The following is a 20,493-nucleotide window of genomic DNA, read 5'->3' on the forward strand; positions in this document are numbered from 1 at the left end:
TCCTCATGTAGAGTGACTAGTACGTCTACATCAGTAGACCACTCATCGAACGTCATTGCAAACGCGCCGGGTCGCCTTTCAGCGCCGGGAGGAGAGTCGTGGACGAATCGCCCAGCCGCCCGGAGTCCTCCGCGCGACGCCGCATCCTCGACGCGGCGTCCTCCCTGTTCTACACCCTCGGTGTCCGCTCGGTGAGCGCCGACAGGGTCATCTCCGAATCCGCGGTGTCGAAGGTCACCTTCTACCGCCACTTCCCGACGAAGGACGACCTCGTCCTCGCCTACGTGGAGGAGACGGCGTCGGCGGAGCGGGCCCAGTACGAGGAAGCGCGGTCTCGGCTCGACGACGCCGCACTCTGGGGCTGGTACGTCGCCTCCGTCGTGGACGCCGGCTGCCTTCCCGGCTTTCGCGGGTGCCCCTTCATCAACGCCGCCGTGGAGTATCCGGAGGCCACCCACGTCGTCCGCCTCGCCGTCGCGCGCCACCGCGAGTGGGTCCAGGGCGAGCTGGAGGCGCTCGCGACGCGCCTCGGTGCTGTCGACCCGCGCTGCGCTGCGCAGGAGATCTACATGCTGAGGGACGGCGCTCTCGTGCTCGCGGCGCTCGACGGAGCGTCCGAGCGGATCGCGCCGGTGCTCGACGAGGCGGGCAGGCGCCTGCTCAGTGTGTGAGGTCCGTGTCCGGCCGGGATGTCGGCGACACGACGTTCGCGGGCTGCTCGCCGCCGCTCGCGGCCAGTTCGATGGCCGCGAGAACGGTGTCGGCGGTCACCTGTGAGCCGGCGGGGCTCGGGTGCAGGAGGTCGACCGTGAGGAGCGACGACAGGTCGGCCCTGGAGAGGTATGCGGAGTGCACGTCGATGCCGAGCACGAAGGGGCGGTCGTCGAGCCAGGAGCGGACACGGGAGAGCACGGCGTCGTGGGCGTCGGCCCAATCGTCGAACCGGGGGTTCTCGAGCAGCGCGGCGTAGCCGACGGATCCCGGCCAGGACTGTTCCGTCCGCGTGAGGATGTTCGAGAACTCGCCATCGACCGAGTCGGGGTTCCTCACGTTGTTGAGGCCGTGATTGAGGATGACGGCATCGGGCTGCTCTGGTACGAGACTGTCGTAGTAGCGGAGGGAGTACGCGGCCGTCTTGCCGCTCGCCGATCCGTTCCAGACGATGAGGGGAGCTCCACCGGCGTCCGAGTTCGCCGTGATGGGGTCACCGTAGCGAGCGCTCTCCAGATTCCACGGGTGCTCGATGAGGGGTCGGTCGAGCTGCTCCGCGAGGCTGCGGAAGGCGACATCCACCCATTCGCCCTGGGCGTTGCCCGTCGAGTCCCCGAGAACGACGACGACGAACGGTCGGCTCGCGTCGTCGATGCGGTTCCACGCGTCTGCGAAGGGGAGGAGTCCGGAGTCGAGGCTCTCGACGTCGACCACGACGTCGTGTCCGCTCGCCACCGTCGCCTCATCCACCGGCGTCTGGCCACGCAGCGCGACGGTCCCGAGGGTGACCGCGAGGATCGTCGTCGCCGTGACGATGCCGAGCACTGCTCGCCGGCGTCTCCGGCGCGCCGAAGGGCGCGGGTCCGGCGACAGAGCGTCACCGGGCTCGGGAGGGCTCGGGTTCATGCGTCCAGAGTACGACGTCGGACGACGGATCGGGAATGTGACGTCCGCCCCGTCATCGGGGGTCGTCTGTGCGGTTTCCCGCTCGCCCGGACGAGTCTCCGAGGGGACGCGCCGGCCACCGGTCTGTAGGCTGACGAGATGGCGCCATCCGAGCCGCCGGTCCCGAGCGACCGCATCCTGACGATCCCGAATCTGCTGAGTTTCCTGCGCCTCGCGCTCGTGCCCGTCTTCCTGCTGTTCCTCATCGACGGTCAGGACATCGCAGCCCTCATCGTCCTCGCCGTCTCGGGCTTCACCGATTTCCTCGACGGGTTCATCGCCCGCCGCTTCGACCAGGTGACGCGGCTCGGGCAGCTCCTCGATCCGGCAGCGGATCGCCTCTACATCCTCGCGGCCGTGCTCGGACTCGTGATGCGCGAGCTGATCCCGCTCTGGTTCGTCGTGGCGATCCTCGCGCGCGACATCCTCCTGGTGGTCGTGGCGATCGTCCTCGTGGGTGCGGGCCACGGGGCCCTCCCCGTCAATCGCGTGGGAAAACTCGCGACGGCCTGCCTCTTCGTGGGACTCCCCGTCCTCATGCTCGCGGCCGCCGTGCCGGCGATATCTCCCGTCGCACAGCCCGTCGGGACGGTGATCGCGGTGATCGGCGCGATCCTCTACTGGGTCGCCGGTCTGGTGTATCTCCGGGACACCGTCCGGATCCGACGTCAAAGCCGCTCGGGAGGCGGCTCGTCTTCCGATACGCTGGATATCTAGGAGGTACACGGTGACGATTCCCGACGACAACAACCCGCCGACGGGCGCATTCGTGCGCGGCTCCGTTCACGGCACACCACCCGAGCGCGCCGAGACCACGGTCGGCTACGGCGAGGAGTTCAGCCAGGCACTCGGCGCTCTGGTGTCGAACGCCTCGGGCGAGGAGCAGGAGGCGATCGCCGCTCTCCCGTCCGGCTCTGCCCTGCTCATCGTGCGCCGTGGCCCGAACTCGGGAGCCCGGTTCCTCCTCGACACCGGTGTGACGACGGCGGGCCGCCACCCGGATGCGGACATCTTCCTCGACGACGTGACCGTCTCGCGGCGTCATGCGGAGTTCGTCCGCACGGGGACGACGTTCGAGATCCGAGACCTCAATTCTCTCAACGGCACGTATTTCGACGGCACCCGCATCGACTCGGCGCAGCTCCGCGACGGCGCAGAGGTTCAGATCGGCAAGTTCCGTCTCACGTTCTTCGCGTCGCGGGTGGACCTCGCCTCCAGCGCGGGACGCTAGAGCGTGTCGGCTCAAGCCGCCCGTACGCCCTCTGAGGCGCTCCTCAGCATCGGTCAGGTTCTCGCGAGGCTCGCCGGGGAGTTCCCCGACCTTACGAACTCGAAACTCCGCTTCCTGGAGGAGCAGGGCCTCGTTCACCCGTCACGCACGAGATCCGGGTACCGCAAGTTCTCGATGAGCGATGTCGAGCGGGTCCGCGTCGTCCTCTCCATGCAGCGCGACCACTACCTTCCGCTCAAGGTCATCCGCTCATACCTTTCCGACCTCGACGCCGGCAAGGACCCAGCGATCCCCGGTTCCGGCGCGGGCGACTCGGTGCAGAGCATCATTCCGGCTGCCCGCCGGCTCGGTCGCGACGACGTGATCGCCGAAGCGGGCGCCACGGCGCACCTCTTCGGCGACGCCATCTCGGCGTCGCTCATCACCCCCGCCGAGGCGTACACGGAGGACACCGTCCAGGTGCTCCGTGCCCTCGTCGAGCTGCAGCGCTCCGGCATCGAGCCGCGACACCTCCGCGGGTTCCGTGCGGCGGCCGAGCGTGAGCTCGCCCTCATCGAGAGCGCGCTCATGCCGATCTCGAAGCGGGGCGATGCCGCGAGCCGGGCGAAGGCGCAGGAGCTGTCCGGCGAGATCGCCGGCCATTTCGAGACCGTCAGGGGCAGTCTCATCCGTCAGGCGCTCGGCCGCTTCTCCGGTTGAGCGGTCTCGGCGGGCATGGTGCGCCGGACGTGAGCGACCTACACTGAGAGCACCGCGTCCGCTTCGGCCCCGTCGCTCCGACACGCCGACGTCTGGGAGCGGATGTCTGACACGAAGATGCCTGCGCTCGATAGCGTAGGAGGACAACGCGGACGGCGACCGGTTCCCCCGAGGGATCGAACACCGGACGATGAGTGAGACACCGAGAAGGGCAGTGAGATGAGCGGACCCGGCGACATGAGTCGAACCGGCGATCAGAACGCCGCCGGTCGCGGGAAGGACAGCCGCTACGACCTCGGACTCCTCTTCACCGACGGACTGCCCGATCTCGATGACGAGGCGGGTTACCGCGGCGCTGTCGCGGCGCGCGCGGCCGGCATCAGCTACCGCCAGCTCGACTACTGGGCGCGGACCGGACTCGTCGAGCCGACGGTTCGCGGCGCAGCGGGCTCTGGTTCGCAGCGCCTCTACGGGTTCCGCGACATCCTCGTGCTGAAGCTCGTGAAGCGACTCCTCGACACCGGGATCTCCCTCCAGCAGATCCGCACGGCGGTCAATCAGCTGCGCGAATCGGGCGTCAACGACCTGGCTCAGACGACCCTCATGTCGGACGGGGCGAGCGTCTACCTCTGCACGTCGAACGACGAGGTCATCGACCTCGTGAGCCGCGGTCAGGGTGTCTTCGGCATCGCCGTCGGCAAGGTCCTCCGCGAGGTGGAGTCCACCCTCGTGGAGTTCGAACCGCAGGCTCTCGACGCGGTCGACGAACTCGCCGCTCGCCGCGCGGCCCGCTCCGCCTGACCCGCTGAAGAACCGTCACCTCGCTGGGCGAGGCGACGAGAGTTGGTTCGCCTCGGAGCGGATTAGGACTTGGGTGCCGTGAGCTCGGCGTACTCGCCGACGCGTCCCGTGCGCATGACACGGTCGAGGAGAAGATCGAAGTTCTTCGCCATCTCCTGTGCGCTCTCGCCCGGCCAGATGTGCACGGGCTTCGCGGCCCCCTGCGCCTGCTGCAGGGCTGTGCGCTCCGGCAGCTGGGGGGAGAGGACGAGCGGACCGAACATGTCGCGCAGTTCCTTGATGCGGAACTGGTGCTCGAGCGACTGGGCACGGACTCGGTTCACGATGATGCCGAGCGGCTGGAGGCGGGGGGAGAGACCGCGACGGATCTCCTCGATCGCGCGAAGCGCGCGGTCGGCTGCGGCCACGGAGAAGAGCCCGGGCTCCGTCACGACGCTCACGCGATCGCTCGCGGCCCATGCGGTGCGGGTGAGGGCGTTGAGCGAGGGAGCGCAGTCGATGAGCACGAGGTCGTACTCCGACTCCACGTGCGCGAGGGCCTCCTCGAGCTTCCAGATATCGCGGATCGACGGGTGAGGGCCGTCGAAGTTGATGGCCGAGGGACTTCCGATCATGACGTCGACCGTGCCGGCGTGGGTCTTCGTCCATCCGGACGGAGTGATCGCCTGACGGACGGTCTTTTCCTTCGGCGATGCGAGGACGTCGGCCACGCTCAGTCGACCGGACAGGGAGATGTCCATTCCCGTCGACACGTCGGACTGCGGATCCAGGTCGACGACGAGCGTGCGGATTCCCTTCGCGAACGCGGCGGAGGCCAGACCGAGGCTGACGGTGGTCTTGCCGACGCCTCCCTTGAGGCTGCTCACGCTGAGTACATGCACAATCAGATACGTTACCTTTACAACGGTTGAGGAACCTAACCGTTGCCTGTGCGCACCTCTCCTCCCGAAAGGCCCTGCATGTTCACGAAGATCCTGGTCGCCAACCGCGGGGAGATCGCCATTCGGGCGTTCCGCGCCGCCTACGAACTCGGGGCGCAGACCGTCGCGGTGTTCCCCTATGAGGACCGGAACTCGTTCCATCGCCTCAAAGCGGACGAGGCGTACCAGATCGGCGAAGAGGGTCACCCCGTCCGCGCCTATCTGTCCGTCGACGAGATCATCCGCGTCGCACGAGAGAGCGGCGCCGACGCGATCTACCCGGGGTACGGGTTCCTCTCCGAGAACCCGGAGCTCGCCGAGAAGGCTGCCGCTGCCGGAATCACCTTCATCGGGCCTCCGTCGAGTGTGCTCGAGATGGCCGGAAACAAGGTCACCGCCAAGGAGCACGCGATCGCTGCGGGAGTGCCCGTCCTGCGGTCGACTCCGGCGTCGGCCGACGTCGACTCCCTCGTCGCCCAGGCGGAGGACATCGGGTTCCCGCTCTTCGCCAAGGCCGTCGCCGGTGGCGGAGGTCGTGGTATGCGGCGAGTCGAGCGGTTCGAGGATCTCGCCGCCGCTCTCGCCGAGGCGATGCGCGAGGCGGACAGCGCGTTCGGAGACCCGCGGATGTTCCTCGAGCAGGCGGTACTGCGGCCCCGCCACATCGAGGTCCAGATCCTCGCCGACGCGAATGGCGAGACGGTCCACCTCTTCGAACGGGACTGCTCGGTTCAGCGCCGGAATCAGAAGGTCGTCGAGATCGCACCGGCCCCGAACATCTCCGACGAGCTCCGCGCGGCGCTCCACCGCGACGCCGTCGCCTTCGCCCGCTCGATCGGCTACGTCAACGCCGGAACCGTCGAGTTCCTGGTGGACACAGTCGGCGATCGCGCCGGTGAGCACGTCTTCATCGAGATGAACCCGCGCATCCAGGTGGAGCACACGGTGACCGAGGAGGTCACCGACGTCGACCTCGTCCAGTCCCAGATGCGGATCGCGGCGGGGGAGTCGCTCTCCGACCTCGAGCTGCACCAGGAGAACATCCACCTGCGCGGCGCGGCGCTGCAGTGCCGCATCACGACAGAGGACCCGACTCAGGGCTTCCGCCCCGACACGGGCAAGATCTCCACCTACCGCTCGCCGGGCGGCGGCGGCATCCGGCTCGACGGTGGCACCGTCGCGTCCGGCGCCCAGATCAGCCCTCACTTCGACTCCATGCTCGCGAAGCTCACGTGCCGTGGACGCGATTTCCCCGCGGCCGTCAGCCGCGCCCGACGCGCCCTCGCGGAGTTCCGCATCCGCGGCGTGTCCACGAACATCCCCTTCCTCCAGGCCGTCCTGGACGACCCGTCGTTCGTCGCCGGCGACCTCTCGACGTCCTTCATCGAGGAGCGACCGGAGCTTCTCCGCGGCCGTGTCTCGAAGGACCGCGGGACGAAGATCATGTCGTGGCTCGCCGACGTGACGGTCAACCACCCGAACGGCGAGCGTCCGTCGGTCGCGGAACCCGCGACGAAGCTCCCGGACATCGACCTCCAGTCGACGCCGCCGAGCGGCTCCCGTCAGCGTCTGCAGGAACTCGGTCCTCGCGGCTTCGCGGAGGCGCTCCGCGCGCAGACGGCCCTGGCTGTGACGGATACGACGTTCCGCGACGCGCACCAGTCACTGCTCGCCACACGGGTCCGCACCAAGGAGCTGCTCGCAGCGGCCCCGTACGTCGCCCGGATGACACCCGAACTGCTGTCCGTCGAGGCCTGGGGCGGGGCGACGTACGACGTCGCGCTGCGATTCCTGGGAGAGGACCCGTGGGAGCGACTCGACTCCTTGCGCGCAGCCCTCCCGAACGTCGCCATCCAGATGCTCCTCCGCGGTCGCAACACGGTGGGGTACACGCCGTACCCCACGGAGGTCACCTCGGCTTTCGTCGACGAGGCGGCGCGATCGGGCATCGACATCTTCCGCATCTTCGACGCCTTGAACGACGTCTCGCAGATGCGACCGGCCATCGACGCCGTCCTCGAGACGGGTTCGTCCGTCGCCGAGGTCGCCGTCTGCTACACCGGTGACCTGCTCGACCCGGCCGAGGACCTCTACACCCTCGACTACTACCTCCGGCTCGCCGACGAGATCGTCTCGGCCGGCGCGCACATCCTCGCGATCAAGGACATGGCCGGGCTGCTGCGACCGGCGGCCGCCGCCACCCTGGTCTCAGCCCTCCGCAGTCGATTCGACGTGCCCGTCCACGTGCACACGCACGACACGGCGGGAGGTCAGCTCGCGACGCTCCTCGCGGCGAGCCAGGCCGGGGCCGACGCCGTCGACGTCGCATCTGCCGCGATGGCCGGGACGACGAGCCAGCCGGCCGCCTCCGCGCTCGTCGCCGCTCTCGCACACACGGAACGCGACACGGGGCTCTCGCTCCGTGCGGTCAGCGACCTCGAGCCGTACTGGGAGGCCGTTCGTGCCCTGTACCGCCCGTTCGAGTCCGGACTTCCGGGCCCGACCGGTCGGGTCTACCGCCACGAGATCCCGGGAGGTCAGCTGTCCAACCTGCGCCAGCAGGCGATCGCGCTCGGTCTCGCGAACGACTTCGAGCTCATCGAGGACATGTACGCCGCGGCGAACGCCATTCTCGGCCGTGTCCCCAAGGTGACACCGTCGTCCAAGGTCGTGGGTGACCTCGCGCTCCACCTCGCGGCCGTGAAAGCGGATCCGGCCGATTTCGAGCAGAACCCCGGGGCGTACGACATCCCGGACTCGGTCGTGGGCTTCATGGCCGGGGAGCTCGGCGACCTGCCGGGCGGATGGCCCGAACCGTTCCGCTCGAAGGTGCTGGCCGGGCGGAATGTCGACATCTCCGTCACACCCGTGGGCGACGAAGACCTCGCGGCGCTCAGCGAAGCGGGCGACGGTCGTCGTTCGACACTCAACCGCTTGCTGTTCCCCGCCCCGACGAAGCAGTTCCTCGAGACGCGGGAACAGTACGGCGACCTCTCCGTGCTGTCGACGTCCGACTACCTCTACGGTCTCGAGAGCGGTCGCGAGCACGTCGTCGAGATCAGCAAGGGCGTGCGCCTCTACCTGGGACTCGAAGCCATCGGAGAAGCGGACGAGAAGGGAATGCGAACGGTCATGACGACCCTCAACGGCCAGCTCAGGCCGTTGTCCGTCCGCGATCGTTCCATCGCCGTCGAGTCGAAGGCAGCGGAGAAGGCCGACCCGTCGAACCCCGGTCACATCGCCGCGCCGTTCTCGGGTGTCGTGACGGTGAAGATCGACAACGGTGCGACGGTGTCCGCCGGACAGCCCGTCGCCTCGATCGAGGCCATGAAGATGGAGGCGGCCATCACGTCGTCCATCGCCGGCGTCGTGGAGCGGGTCGCCATCAAATCCACCCAGCAGGTGGAGGCCGGCGACCTCATCGTCGTCGTCACGCCCGCGTCGTGAGGAATCCGTGCCGCGTCGCCGGCACGGGTCCGTCGGGAGAACCGGTGAGCCCCCTTCGGGGGGTTCACTACACTTGATGGCGCCCGAACGCTCATCTCGAAAGGGGGCACCTCGCGTGTCCGACTCCATCCCTCGCTCGACCGGTCGGCCGTCGGCCGTCCGCGCCCGACGCAGCGCCGTCGACCACGTCGCCGACCACGGGGACACGCACGAGCTCCCCGAGCTCTTCGACGGTGTGTCCGTCGACGCCGCGTCCATCTCGACCTCGACGTTCTCCATCGTGCCCCAGTCGCTTCCCGCCACGATCGACGAGGACCTCCTCGACGACGACGACGTCGTCGCGTCCGAGGTCGAACCGGATGAGACCCCCTCCGCGCCCCTCGACGACGTCCGTGCGCCGGTGACGGACGCGAAGGCACCTGCCCCGGTGATCGTCGCCACGATCGACCAGGACGCCGCACGGTCGGTGACGGCCTCGCCCGACAGCCCGACGTCCCCAGGGGCCCGGCGCCCCGCCGCGAAGCGTCCTGCCGCGAAGCGTCCTGCCGCGAAGCGATCCGGTGCACCGTCGTCCGGCTCGGTCGAGTCCGGGGCCTCGCCGTCCGAGGCTCCAGAGTCTGCGTCCGAACCGCCCACGACGACGGCAGCCGCATCGACGAAGGCGACGCCGAGGAGGACCACACCGAAGGGTCCGGCATCGACACCGTCCGACGCCGAGCCCGCCGTGTCGAAAGGTTCCGCGTCGAAGGTCGCCACGTCGAAGCCTGCCGCGTCGAAGCCTGCCGCGTCGAAGCCTGCTTCGTCGAAGACGGCCGCGTCGAAGACGGCCGCATCCAAGCCCGCCGCGTCGAAGCCTGCGCCGTCGAAGGCTTCCGCATCCAAGCCGCCCGCGTCGAAGGCTCCTGTGTCGAAGGCTCCTGTGTCGAAGCCGAGGTCGAAGGCACCGGCGTCGAAGCCCGCCGCGTCGGCCCCCGCCGTCCCGGTCGAGCCGGCCTCGAATCCCGGGTCGTCGACGCCGACCCCGACCGACCCCGACACGCCGACGACGGAAGCAGCGGAGTCGTCGATCGGGCGCCGGGACACCCCGCCCGTCCGGCTCGCATCGGACACGATCGTCGTGGACCTTCCTCCGGTCGAGGACCTCGAGGTTCCCGCCGACGAGCGCGCCGTCGCGATCGAGGAGGTTCCCGTGACGACGACGGAGCACCTGGAGGCGCCGACGAGTTCGGTTGCCGTCACCGCCGCCCCGACGGGTTCGGCCGACCGGGAGGATCACGTCGAGGAGACGCCGAGCGCCCCGGCCTTCGCGGGGATGAGCGTCGCGCGCGCCTTGGCCGGCGCCCCGGAGTCGTCGTCGATGCTCACGGCCGAGCGTCTGCTCGAGGGCAGCCGTGACACCCGCCGGGTCCCGGAGGGCTTCTGGCAGAAGCTCATCTTCACCGCCTCCGGACGACGGATCCGTCTCGCGGATTCGAAGGCGGCGCAAGCCCGCATCGCTCTGACGGCCCGCATCGCCAAGCCGCTCACGGGAGGCGCGCGGTTCGTGCCGGTCCTCACGCGGAAGGGGGGCGTCGGCAAGACCACGATCACGACCCTGCTCGGTATGGCCCTCGCCGACGCGCGCGATGACCGAGTCATCGCGGTCGATGCGAACCCGGACCGTGGGACGCTCGCGGAGCGCCTGTCGCGCCGGAGCGAGCACACGGTGCGCGATCTCGTGCGCGGTGCGGACGAGGTGGTGGGCTATGCGGAGTTCTCGGCGCTCGTCTCCCGAGACATGACCCGTCTCGACGTCCTCGCGTCCGACACCGACCCCCACATCTCCCAGGCGTTCGACGAGCACGATTATGACGTCGTCGCCCGGCTGGCCTCGCAGTACTACTCGATCGTCCTGACCGATTGCGGCACGGGGATCGTGCACTCGGTCATGTCGGCGACGCTCCGTCACGCGGACACGCTCGTCATCGTGTCGGGTACGAGCCTGGACGAGGCGCGCAGCGCCGCCGAGACGCTGTCGTGGCTCGAGGCCAACGGCTACGCGGACCTCGCCGCGCACGCCGTCGTCGTCATCAACTCGACCACGCCGGGCACCCCGCCCGTGCGCCTCGACGAGATCGGCAAGCACTTCGAGTCCCGGGTGAGGAGCATCGTCCGCGTCCCGTTCGACGCGCACCTCGCGACGGGTGCTGCCGTCACCTTCGCCGACCTGCGGCCGGAGACGCGACTCGCTGTCCGAGAGCTCGCGGCGATCGTCGTCGAGGGGCTCCCCGTCGGCCGACCCAGAAAGGCGGGCAGCCGTGGCTGAACGCGAAATCCGCCTGTTCGGCGATCCCATCCTCAAGACCGCGTGCGAACCGATCGGTGAGATCACGGACAAGGTGAGGGGACTCGTCGAGGACCTCGTCGACTCCGTCGCGCTTCCCGGACGTGCCGGGGTGGCCGCCAACCAGATCGGTGTGGGCCTGCGCGCGTTCAGCTACAACATCGACGGCCAGATCGGGTATGTCATCAATCCCGTCCTCGTCGAGGTCGACGGTGAGCCCGAGCCGGTCGACGAGGGCTGTCTCTCGGTTCCGGGGCTCTGGTACCCCACGATGCGTCATCCGTTCGCGCGCGTCGTGGGGATCGACCTCGACGGCCGCGACATCGAGGTCTCGGGCACGGGTGTGCTCGCACAGGCGCTGCAACACGAGACCGATCACCTCGACGGGAAGCTCTACCTCGATCGACTCGACAAGGAGAACCGCCGCGCCGCCATGAAGCAGGTGCGCGAGTCCACCTGGTTCTGACGCCGGACCCGACGCGCGAAGATCCCCGGTGTGCACGACGAGTCGTGCGCGCCGGGGATCCTCGCGTCGGACGAATCTGTCAGCCGACGGTCGAGACGCCCTGGGTCGGCGGGGGAGTGACCGTGTAGATGCCCTGGATGGCGTCGGCGAAGTCCGAGAGGATCACGTTGCGCTTGATGCTCATCTTCGGCGTGAGGTGTCCGGAGGCTTCCGTGAACTCGGTCGGCAGCACCACGAACTTCCGGATCGACTCCGCACGCGACACCTTCGTGTTGGCCGCATCGATCGCCCGCTGGATCTCCGCGAGCACTACGGGGTTCGTGGAGGCCTGCTCGAGCGTGAGGGCCTTGTCCTGCCCGTTGTTCTCGAGCCAGCTGGGGAGCATCTCGGGGTCGAGCGTGATGAGGGCTGCGATGAACGGCTTCTGATCTCCAACGACGACGACCTGGCCGACCACCGGGTTCGAGCGGATGGGGTCCTCGAGAGCCGCGGGAGCCACGTTCTTGCCGCCGGCCGTGACGATGATCTCCTTCTTGCGGCCCGTGATGGTGAGGAAACCGTCCGCGTCGAACGACCCGATGTCGCCCGTCTTGAACCACTCGCCGTCGAAGGACTCGGCCGTCGCCGCCGGGTTCTTCCAGTACTCGCGGAAGACGTTGATGCCCGAGACCTCGACCTCGCCGTCGTCCATGATCCTGATGCCGACGCCCGGGAGGGCCGGGCCCACCGTGCCGATCTTCGACCTGTCGGCGAGGTTGACGCTTGCCGGAGCCGTCGTCTCGGTGAGCCCGTAGCCCTCGAGGATCACGATGCCGAGGCTGTGGAAGAAGTGGCCCAGGCGAGGGCCGAGCGGCGCGGATCCCGACACGGCGTACTCGACGCGTCCGCCCATCGCCGTGCGCAGCTTGCTGTACACGAGACGGTCGAAGAGGCGGAACTTGAGCTTCAGCCCGAGGGGTACTGACCCGGCCTCCTGAGCCTTGCTGTACGCGACGGCGACGTCGGCGGCCGCCCGGAAGATCTTCCCCTTGCCTCCGGCTTCGGCCTTCTGCTCCGCCGAGTTGTAGACCTTCTCGAAGACGCGCGGGACGGCGAGCAGGAACGTCGGCTTGAACGAGCCGAGCGAGGGCAGGAGCTGTCGCGTGTCCGGCTGGTGACCCGTCTTGACGCCGCCGTGCACGGCGAGGATCGAGATGAACCGGGCGAAGATGTGGGCAGTCGTGATGAAGAGCAGGGTTGAAGCGCCGGGGTGCACGATGTCGCTCATGGCCACAGCGGCATTGCGCGAGAGTTCGACGAAGTTCGAGTGCGTCAGGACGCAGCCCTTCGGCTTCCCAGTCGACCCCGACGTGTAGATGAGGGTCGCGATGTCGGCGCCGGTGGCGAGGGAGCGACGGCGCTCGATCTCCTCGTCGGAGACCCCGGTTCCCGACGCGGCGAGCTTGTCGAGGTCTCCGAGATCGACCTGCCACACCGAACGGATGAGGGGGAGGTCGCCGTGGACCTCGTCGAATCGCGAGAAGTGCTCGGCCGTCTCGACGATCATCGCGACGGCGCCGGAGTCGGTGAGGTTCCAGTGGACCTGGCTCGGCGCGCTCGTCTCGTACACGGGCACGAGGATCGCTCCCGCGAACCATGTTGCGAAGTCGACGAGCGTCCACTCGTAGCGGGTCTTGCACATGAAGCCGATCTTGTCGCCGGGTTCGATCCCCGCGGCGACGAGTCCCTTCGCGAGCGCGATGACCTGACGGTGGAACTCCTTCGCCGAGACGTCCACCCAGTCGCCGTTGCGCGGCACGGCGAACAACGCTCCATCGGGGGTCGCGGCGACGCGATCGACCAGGAGGTCGGTGGCGTTGGCCTGAGGGTCGGCTGGGACGACGGCGGGTGCGACGAACTGTTCCACGTCAACTCCTTTGATGGCGCGAGCGATTGTCACCCCATCCTAAGCCGGTCGGCGCCCGCGACACGGCGCCGATGGGTCGTCGATGGCGCCCATGCGGCGCTCCGCATACACTCGGGGAGGTCGCGCGTCCAGCTGATGGGCGCTGCAAGGACAGTCCTGGAGGTAGTAGCGCGTGCTCGCGATCGGAATCGACATCGGTGGAACGAAGATCGCCGGAGCACTCGTCGACGAGGACGGGACGATCGTGAGCGAGGCGCGCGTACCGTCGCCTGCCTCGTCGTCGACCGCGATCGAGGACGCTGTGGTCGCCATGGTGCAGGAGCTCGCGGTGGGACACGACGTCGCGGGTGTCGGCGTCGCGGCGGCCGGTTTCATCGACGCTGCGCAGTCCACCGTCTACTACGCCCCCAACCTGAGCTGGCGGAACGAGCCGTTCGAGGCGAAGCTGACCGCGCGGCTCGGTCTCCCCGTCGTCATCGAGAACGACGCCAACGCGGCGGGTTGGGCGGAGTTCCGATTCGGCGCCGGTCGCCTCGTGAGCGACATGGTCATGCTGACGATCGGCACGGGGGTCGGCGGGGCGATCGTCATCGGAGACGCGCTGTTCCGCGGCGGGTTCGGCGTCGGCGCGGAGATCGGCCACATGAGGGTCGTACCCGGCGGGCTGCCGTGCGGCTGCGGTGAGCGCGGCTGCATCGAGCAGTACGCGTCGGGCCGCGCGCTCCTCCGCTACGCGAACGAGCTCGCCGACGCCGGCGGGATCGGCCAGGCGCTCGCCGATCGGCGGTCGGTGGCTCCTCTCGACGGGCAGGTCCTCTCCGAGCTCATCATGTCGGGCGACGGCGGCGCGCTCGCCGCCCTCCGACAGGTGGGCAGCTGGATCGGCGAGGCGAGCGCGAGCCTCGGTGCGATCCTCGACCCGCAGCTGTTCGTGATCGGAGGAGGGGTGGCCCAGTCGGGCGACCTGCTCCTCGAGCCGATCCGCCAGGCGTACATCGACCACGTGCCTGCCCGTGGGTATCACCCCGTGCCCGAGTTCACCATCGCGGAGCTCGTCAACGACGCCGGTGTGGTCGGCGCGGCCGACCTCGCCCGCATCAGCGCCGAGCGGCGTCTCCGCGGCGCGCGGATCTAGAGCGACAGAGTCGAGCGAAGGATCACCGTGTTCTACTGGTTCATGAAGCACATCGTCGCCGGACCCCTGATGAAGGCCCTCTTCCGGCCATGGGTCGTCGGCGCGGAGAACATCCCGCGCACAGGCGGAGTCATCCTCGCGAGCAACCACCTCTCGGTGATCGACTCCGTCTTCCTCCCGCTCTACCTCGACAGGCGGATCTCGTTCCTCGCGAAGAGCGACTACTTCACCGGAACGGGCTTCACGGGCTGGCTCACCCGGACGTTCATGCGTGCGACGGGTCAGCTTCCGATCGACCGCTCGGGCGGCAAGGCGTCGGAAGCCTCCCTGAACACCGGCCTCGGCGTCCTCGGCCGAGGTGAACTCCTCGGGATCTACCCGGAGGGTACGCGCAGCCCGGACGCCCGGATGTACCGGGGGCGCACGGGTGTGGCGCGGATGGTTCTCGAGGCGGGCGTCCCGATCGTGCCGGTGGCGATGATCGACACCGAGAAGGTCATGCCGATCGGCACGCGCCTCCCGAAGCTCCGCCGCCCGGGCATCATCATCGGCGAGCCGCTCGACTTCTCCCGCTTCGAGGGGCTCGAGGGCGACCGTTTCGTGCTCCGATCGATCACGGACGAGCTCATGTACGAGCTCAACCGCCTGAGCGGCCAGGAGTATGTGGACGTCTACGCCACGACCATGAAGAACAAGCCGAGCCCCGCGCGCTGAGGCTTCCGCGCGGCCGTCGTCATGGTCGGCCGGGTCCCTCGCGATTCGAGATAGGCTGGCGGTCGAAACCCACCCGATACCCGGGCATCTCCATGCCCGCTCGACGATCAGGAAACAACCCTCGTGACCCAGCTGACGGAACCAGTCGTGACGCCTGACGATTCTGTGATCGCCGGTCTCGACTATTGGCGTCAGCTGCCCATCAAGCAGCAGCCCGAGTGGGGCTCGAGCACCGACGTGGCCGCCGCCTCCGCAGAGATCGCGACTCTTCCGCCCCTCGTGTTCGCTGGAGAGGTCGACAATCTCCGGGACCGCCTCGCGCGTGCGGCGAGCGGTCAGGCCTTCCTGCTCCAGGGCGGAGACTGCGCCGAGACGTTCGCCGGTGCCACAGCCGATCAGATTCGCAACCGCGTGAAGACGATCCTGCAGATGGCCGTCGTCCTCACCTACGGTGCGTCGATGCCCGTCGTGAAGATGGGCCGTATGGCCGGACAGTTCGCCAAGCCGCGATCGAGTGACACGGAGACGCGCGGTGGCGTCACCCTCCCCGCCTACCGTGGCGATATCGTCAACGGCTACGACTTCACACCAGAGTCCCGACGCGCGGACCCGTCGCGACTCGTGCAGGGGTACCACACCGCCGCGTCGACGCTCAATCTCATCAGGGCCTTCACGCAGGGTGGCTTCGCCGACCTCCGTGAGGTGCACTCCTGGAACCAGGGATTCGCTCGGAACCCCGCGAACCAGCGCTACGAGCAGCTCGCGAAGGACATCGACAAGGCGATCCGCTTCATGGAGGCGGCCGGAGCCGACTTCGACGAGCTGAAGCGCGTCGAGTTCTACACGGCACACGAGGGTCTGCTCATGGACTACGAGCGTCCGATGACCCGGATCGACTCCCGGACGGGAACGCCGTACAACACGTCGGCGCACTTCGTGTGGATCGGCGAGCGCACCCGCGAGCTCGACGGGGCTCACGTCGATTTCCTGTCCCGGGTCCGCAACCCGATCGGTGTGAAGCTCGGGCCGTCGACGACGCCAGACGACATGCTGGCACTCGTCGACAAGCTCGACCCGAACCGCGAGCCTGGGCGGCTCACGTTCATCACGCGCATGGGCGCCGGCAAGATCCGTGACGCGCTTCCGCCCCTGCTGGAGGCGATCAAGGCCTCGGACGCGACGCCGTTGTGGGTCACCGACCCCATGCACGGCAACGGGCTCACCACGCCCACGGGTTACAAGACGCGTCGTTTCGACGACGTCGTCGACGAGGTAAAGGGCTTCTTCGAGGCCCACCGCGCGGCGGGGACCCACCCGGGTGGTATCCACGTCGAGCTCACGGGAGACGACGTCACCGAGTGCCTCGGCGGCTCGGAGCACATCGACGAGGCGAGCCTCGCGACGCGGTACGAGTCGCTCTGCGACCCGCGCCTCAACCACATGCAGTCGCTCGAGCTGGCCTTCCTCGTGGCGGAGGAGCTCGCGCAGGCCTGATCACCCGTCGAACGACAGACGCCCCGGAACGAGTTCCGGGGCGTCTGTCGTTGAACCGGTGTTTCCGCGTCAGAGGTTGGCGGTGATCGACACGGTCGATCCTCGCTTGATGGAGGTGTTGCCGCCAGGGTCCTGCGAGACGATCGAGAAGAGAGCCTCGCCCCAGAGATCCTCGGGCACGGCCGTCTGGATGTCGACGACGAAGCCGAGGTCCTCGAGGGTCGCCTTCGCGTCGGCGATGGTCTTTCCCGTCACGTCGGGGACCTCGACGAGGTCCTGACCCTTCGAGACCACGAGTGTCACCGAGTCGTTCGGGTGCAGCGGGCCCTCCGGGACGATGACACGGATCACCTGTCCCTTCTCGAACTCGTCGCTGAACTCCTGCTGGTTCGTCTCGTTGACGGTGAGTCCCACCGATTCGAGATCGTTTCGCGCGGTGCTCTGGCCCTGGCCGACGACGTCGGGGACGCCCCCGACGGACACGACGGCGTCGAGGGTGGCGCCCTGCAGCACAGTCCCGGCCTCCTTGACGAAATCGGTCCCGTCCGCGTCGGTGACGCTGATGACCACGTCCTTCGGGACGTCGGCCGAGAACTGTTGGGTCGCCTCGTTGAGGGTGAGCCTGTTCGCCTCGGCGAACTCCTGCACCTCGGCGAGTGTCGCCCCTTGCAGCATGCCGATCGAGACGGGTTGGCGCCCCTGGGAGACGTAGAGCGTGACGGTGCCGTCCTTGTCGACGAACGTGCCGGGACCCGGATCGGTCCGCGTCACGAGTCCCTCCTCGATGTCGAAGCTGTACTCCTGCGCGGTGGCCACCTCGAATCCGAGCTCCGTCAGCCGAGCTTCGGCCGCGGCGGGGTCCTGCTTCGAGAGGCTCGGGACCTGGACGCGGGAGCCCGGTCCCGAACCGAAGTACCAACCCGTCCCGCCGGCGAGTGCGGCGAGCAGGAGCACGACGAGGAAGAGCGCGAACCCTTTTCGCCGACGCCTGGCAGTGCGCGTGGTGAGTTTGGTCGCATCGTCGTCCGGGGCATCCGTCCGGGTCGCGGGTCCGGTGAGGACCGTCGTGAGCTCGGAGCCGCCCGGGAGAGGGAGAGGCGGGAGGAATGTCGTGGACTGGCTGCTCACGGAGACGCTGAACCCCAGCTGCCGTTCGATCTCGTGCAGCCGTTCGAGGAGCTCTCCGGCATTGGCCGGCCGCTGCTCGGGGTCGCGCTCCGTCGCCCAGAGGACGAGGTCGTCCAGCTCGTCGGGAACCTCGGCGTTGCGCGCGCTCGGACGTGGCACCGAGTCGTTCGCGTGCTGGTAGGCGATCTGCATGGGCTGCTCGCCCTTGTACGGCTGCTCGCCCGTGAGCATCTCGTACATCATGATGCCGAGCGCGTAGATGTCGCTGCGTGTGTCGGCGATGCCGCGTGTGACGAGTTCGGGGGAGAGGTACGCGATCGTGCCGAGCAGGGCCTGCCCTGTTGCGGTGTTGGCGCTCGCGGCACGTGCGAGCCCGAAATCGCTGATCTTGATGCGGCCGTCGTCGGCCAGGAGGACGTTCTCCGGTTTGACGTCCCGATGCACGATGCCGGCGCGATGTGCCGCGGCGAGTCCGGTGAGCACGGCGTCCATGATGTCGACGACCTGCTGGGCCGAGAGGGTGCCGCGCTCGGAGAGGAGCTCACGCAGGGTGATGCCCGGGAGGTACTCCATCACGAGGTAGGCCATGTCGCTGTCCTGGCCCTGGTCGAAGACGCTGACCACGTGGGGATTCGCGAGGCGGGCAGCCGAGCGGGCCTCCTGGACGAACCGGTTCTTGAACGTGGAGTCGTCGGACAGGTGCCCGTGCATGATCTTGATGGCGACGCGCCGCTCGAGACGCTGGTCCGTCGCGAGGTAGACCGTGGCCATGCCTCCCCTGGCGATGCGAGAACGCACGAGGTATCGGCCGTCGATGAGACGGCCGATCATCGGGTCGGTCTGCTGGCCAGTCGTCACAACTGAATTCTAGGGAGCGTCACCGCGCGGGACGGGAATGAACACGGGGAAACGGCGCATCCGCCTCGATCGTCTTCTGACCGTGATCCTCCGCGAGTCGCAACGGGGGACGACGGTGCGCAGGACCGCGGCAGGGACGCCAGAGCAACGGAGCTCTCGCGCCGAGAGGACGGACGGGCGATCAGAGCTCGGCGAGCCAGGCTCGCGCCGATGCTTCCCACTTGCCGTAGGCATCGGGATACGCGGAGATCTGGACGGCCTGGGCCGCCTGCGTCACCGACATCGACTCCCAGCCGTCGATGTCGAGCAGCCCGAGGGTCTTCCCCTGCACTCCCACGAAGAAGGCGGTGGCCGCGTACGTGGGGTCGGTGATCTGTTCCGCCGTACCCCATCCCTGGCTGGGGCGCTGCTGGAACAGACCCAACGAGTCGCGGTCACCGTGATCGATGTTGCGCAGGCTGGACTCCTGCATGGCGGCGGCGAGGGCGACGACGAGTGCGGCGTCGCTGACGCCGATTGAGCGCCCGACGGCGACGATGGTGGACGCGTTGCCGCGCATCTCGGCCGTCAGGGGCGTCGTTGCCGGTGCAGGTGCCGGTGCGGGCGCCGGTGCCGGACTGGACTCCGCCGCACCGGGGATGACGATCGTCTGACCCGGGTAGATGATGCTGCCGCGAGTGAGGCCGTTGGCCGACAGGATCGCATCGAGGCTCACACCGTGCTTCTTCGCGATCCCGATGAGGGTGTCGCCGCTCATGACGTCGTAGGCGCGATCGGCGGATGCGGGAGTCGAGGGCGCGGGAGCCGGAGCAGGCGAGGCGGCTGCCGGCGCGAGGACCAGCTTCTGCCCGGGGAAGATCACGGACGACCAGCCGAGGCCGTTCGCCGCGAGCACGGTCTTCACGTCCAGACCGAAGCGGGCCGCGATGCCCGACACCGTGTCACCCGACACGACCGTGTACGAGGTGGGCGGCGTCGCCGTCTTGACGACCGGCGCGACGACCGTGGTCTGCGGCGGGGTCGACCGAGACGGCAGGTTCCCGTGGGGAGAGGGGGAGGACGGCGCAGCGGCTGCGGCCGGCGAACCCGGGTGGAGAGACGCCGCGAGGGCGGCGACGAGGGCGAAGGGCAGTCCCTTGGCCGCGGTGCGGATGACGGTCATCGTGTCCCCCAAAAGTAGGTCAGATCGACGCCACGCTGTCACATATGGATGGACGAGTCAACCAGTGTGGCTGGTGTTACTGGTGTGACGAGAAGGCATCCGCTGACGGGGATGGCCGATCTCGTCGAGGGGCGGGCGTCCGCGCGACGGGTTGGATCCACCTGATCGCCGTGGCAGACTCTCGATGTGAACGATGTGTATTCCGCTCGGGAATGGTTGACGGTCCCCGATGTCGCAGACCGCCTGGGCACGACCCCGAGCCGCGTCCGTCGTCTCGTCGAAGAGCGCACCCTGCTCGCTGTGCGGATCGACGGAGTGCTGAAGGTACCGGCCGTCTTCATCGACGGAGACGAGCCGTTCGGCCCTCTCCGTGGAACGGTCACGCTGCTGAGCGACAACGGCTTCTCCGACGACGAGGCCATGGCGTGGATGCTCGGAGTCGACGACCTCCTCGGGGCTGCGCCGATCGACGCGTTGCTCGCGGGGCGCAAGGCCGAGGTCCGTCGCGTGGCCCAGTCGCTCGCCTGAGCGGACCCGACCGACCCTTCGTCGG

At 68.5% G+C, this 20,493-nt stretch carries 17 protein-coding genes; 12 read left to right on the forward strand and 5 right to left on the reverse strand.

What is annotated here, in order from left to right:
* Positions 1 to 98: 98 nt before the first annotated feature.
* The gene (locus CLV49_RS14800) at positions 99 to 671 is read left to right on the forward strand and encodes a TetR/AcrR family transcriptional regulator (RefSeq protein WP_158261993.1); all 573 of its coding nucleotides are present in this window, start codon (positions 99 to 101) and stop codon (positions 669 to 671) included.
* Here the strand turns inward: CLV49_RS14800 and CLV49_RS14805 are convergent.
* Positions 661 to 1,617 (reverse strand): SGNH/GDSL hydrolase family protein, encoded by a 957-nt coding sequence (locus CLV49_RS14805; RefSeq protein ID WP_106564229.1) that lies wholly within the window; start codon positions 1,615 to 1,617, stop codon positions 661 to 663. The genes CLV49_RS14800 and CLV49_RS14805 overlap by 11 nt on opposite strands.
* Positions 1,618 to 1,755: 138 nt before the next feature.
* Here CLV49_RS14805 and CLV49_RS14810 point away from each other — a divergent pair, with 138 nt between their 5' ends.
* From CLV49_RS14810 to CLV49_RS14825, 4 genes are all read left to right on the forward strand, one after another.
* Complete coding sequence (locus CLV49_RS14810) at positions 1,756 to 2,373, forward strand: CDP-alcohol phosphatidyltransferase family protein (RefSeq protein ID WP_106564230.1); 618 nt, start codon at positions 1,756 to 1,758, stop codon at positions 2,371 to 2,373.
* Positions 2,374 to 2,425: 52 nt separating this feature from the next.
* On the forward strand, positions 2,426 to 2,887 hold the full coding sequence (locus tag CLV49_RS14815; protein ID WP_106565138.1) for an FHA domain-containing protein: 462 nt from the start codon (positions 2,426 to 2,428) through the stop codon (positions 2,885 to 2,887).
* A 3-nt stretch (positions 2,888 to 2,890) separates the two neighbouring features.
* Positions 2,891 to 3,586: a transcriptional regulator FtsR gene (ftsR, locus tag CLV49_RS14820; protein WP_106564231.1), complete on the forward strand. Its 696-nt coding sequence runs from the start codon at positions 2,891 to 2,893 to the stop codon at positions 3,584 to 3,586.
* 237 nt (positions 3,587 to 3,823) lie between these two features.
* Complete coding sequence (locus tag CLV49_RS14825; RefSeq protein ID WP_106565139.1) at positions 3,824 to 4,387, forward strand: MerR family transcriptional regulator; 564 nt, start codon at positions 3,824 to 3,826, stop codon at positions 4,385 to 4,387.
* Positions 4,388 to 4,449: 62 nt separating this feature from the next.
* On the opposite strand, the gene CLV49_RS14830 is transcribed toward CLV49_RS14825, so the two are convergent.
* On the reverse strand, positions 4,450 to 5,268 hold the full coding sequence (locus tag CLV49_RS14830; RefSeq protein ID WP_106564232.1) for a ParA family protein: 819 nt from the start codon (positions 5,266 to 5,268) through the stop codon (positions 4,450 to 4,452).
* A gap of 78 nt (positions 5,269 to 5,346) precedes the next feature.
* On the opposite strand from CLV49_RS14830, the gene CLV49_RS14835 reads away from it, so the two are divergent.
* From CLV49_RS14835 to CLV49_RS14845, 3 genes are all read left to right on the forward strand, one after another.
* Positions 5,347 to 8,754 carry a pyruvate carboxylase gene (locus tag CLV49_RS14835; protein WP_106564233.1) on the forward strand — a complete coding sequence of 1,136 codons (3,408 nt, stop codon included), beginning with the start codon at positions 5,347 to 5,349 and terminating at the stop codon, positions 8,752 to 8,754.
* A 115-nt stretch (positions 8,755 to 8,869) separates the two neighbouring features.
* The gene (locus CLV49_RS18490) at positions 8,870 to 11,059 is read left to right on the forward strand and encodes a nucleotide-binding protein (protein WP_243696544.1); all 2,190 of its coding nucleotides are present in this window, start codon (positions 8,870 to 8,872) and stop codon (positions 11,057 to 11,059) included.
* Positions 11,052 to 11,543 carry a peptide deformylase gene (locus CLV49_RS14845; protein ID WP_106564234.1) on the forward strand — a complete coding sequence of 164 codons (492 nt, stop codon included), beginning with the start codon at positions 11,052 to 11,054 and terminating at the stop codon, positions 11,541 to 11,543. Before CLV49_RS18490 ends, CLV49_RS14845 begins: the two co-directional genes overlap by 8 nt.
* Before the next feature lie 79 nt (positions 11,544 to 11,622).
* Here the strand turns inward: CLV49_RS14845 and CLV49_RS14850 are convergent, their stop codons facing one another.
* Positions 11,623 to 13,449, reverse strand: a complete 1,827-nt coding sequence (locus tag CLV49_RS14850) for an AMP-dependent synthetase/ligase (protein WP_106564235.1) — start codon at positions 13,447 to 13,449, stop codon at positions 11,623 to 11,625.
* Positions 13,450 to 13,621: 172 nt separating this feature from the next.
* On the opposite strand from CLV49_RS14850, the gene CLV49_RS14855 reads away from it, so the two are divergent.
* From CLV49_RS14855 to CLV49_RS14865, 3 genes are all read left to right on the forward strand, one after another.
* Positions 13,622 to 14,584, forward strand: a complete 963-nt coding sequence (locus CLV49_RS14855) for an ROK family glucokinase (protein ID WP_106564236.1) — start codon at positions 13,622 to 13,624, stop codon at positions 14,582 to 14,584.
* 27 nt (positions 14,585 to 14,611) lie between these two features.
* Positions 14,612 to 15,298 carry a lysophospholipid acyltransferase family protein gene (locus CLV49_RS14860; RefSeq protein WP_106564237.1) on the forward strand — a complete coding sequence of 229 codons (687 nt, stop codon included), beginning with the start codon at positions 14,612 to 14,614 and terminating at the stop codon, positions 15,296 to 15,298.
* 165 nt (positions 15,299 to 15,463) lie between these two features.
* Positions 15,464 to 16,792, forward strand: a complete 1,329-nt coding sequence (locus CLV49_RS14865) for a class II 3-deoxy-7-phosphoheptulonate synthase (protein WP_106564238.1) — start codon at positions 15,464 to 15,466, stop codon at positions 16,790 to 16,792.
* A gap of 69 nt (positions 16,793 to 16,861) precedes the next feature.
* Here the strand turns inward: CLV49_RS14865 and pknB are convergent, their stop codons facing one another.
* Positions 16,862 to 18,778: a Stk1 family PASTA domain-containing Ser/Thr kinase gene (pknB, locus tag CLV49_RS14870; protein ID WP_243696543.1), complete on the reverse strand. Its 1,917-nt coding sequence runs from the start codon at positions 18,776 to 18,778 to the stop codon at positions 16,862 to 16,864.
* A gap of 181 nt (positions 18,779 to 18,959) precedes the next feature.
* Positions 18,960 to 19,940, reverse strand: coding sequence for a LysM peptidoglycan-binding domain-containing protein (locus CLV49_RS14875; protein WP_106564240.1), 981 nt, complete (start codon positions 19,938 to 19,940; stop codon positions 18,960 to 18,962).
* A 186-nt stretch (positions 19,941 to 20,126) separates the two neighbouring features.
* Between CLV49_RS14875 and CLV49_RS14880 the strand changes: the two genes are divergently transcribed.
* A complete protein-coding gene (locus tag CLV49_RS14880) occupies positions 20,127 to 20,468 on the forward strand; it encodes an Rv2175c family DNA-binding protein (protein WP_106564241.1) in 342 nt (113 codons plus the stop codon).
* Positions 20,469 to 20,493: the final 25 nt, after the last annotated feature.

Origin of the sequence: Labedella gwakjiensis, assembly GCF_003014675.1 — a bacterium.
GTDB lineage: Bacteria > Actinomycetota > Actinomycetes > Actinomycetales > Microbacteriaceae > Labedella > Labedella gwakjiensis.

Coding starts and splice junctions, on each gene's coding strand:
- CLV49_RS14805 (WP_106564229.1), bottom strand. CDS start 1,617: ATGAACCCGAGCCCTCCCGAGCCCGGTGACGCTCTGTCGCCGGACCCG.
- CLV49_RS14825 (WP_106565139.1), top strand. CDS start 3,824: ATGAGTCGAACCGGCGATCAGAACGCCGCCGGTCGCGGGAAGGACAGC.
- CLV49_RS14810 (WP_106564230.1), top strand. CDS start 1,756: ATGGCGCCATCCGAGCCGCCGGTCCCGAGCGACCGCATCCTGACGATC.
- CLV49_RS14875 (WP_106564240.1), bottom strand. CDS start 19,940: ATGACCGTCATCCGCACCGCGGCCAAGGGACTGCCCTTCGCCCTCGTC.
- CLV49_RS14835 (WP_106564233.1), top strand. CDS start 5,347: ATGTTCACGAAGATCCTGGTCGCCAACCGCGGGGAGATCGCCATTCGG.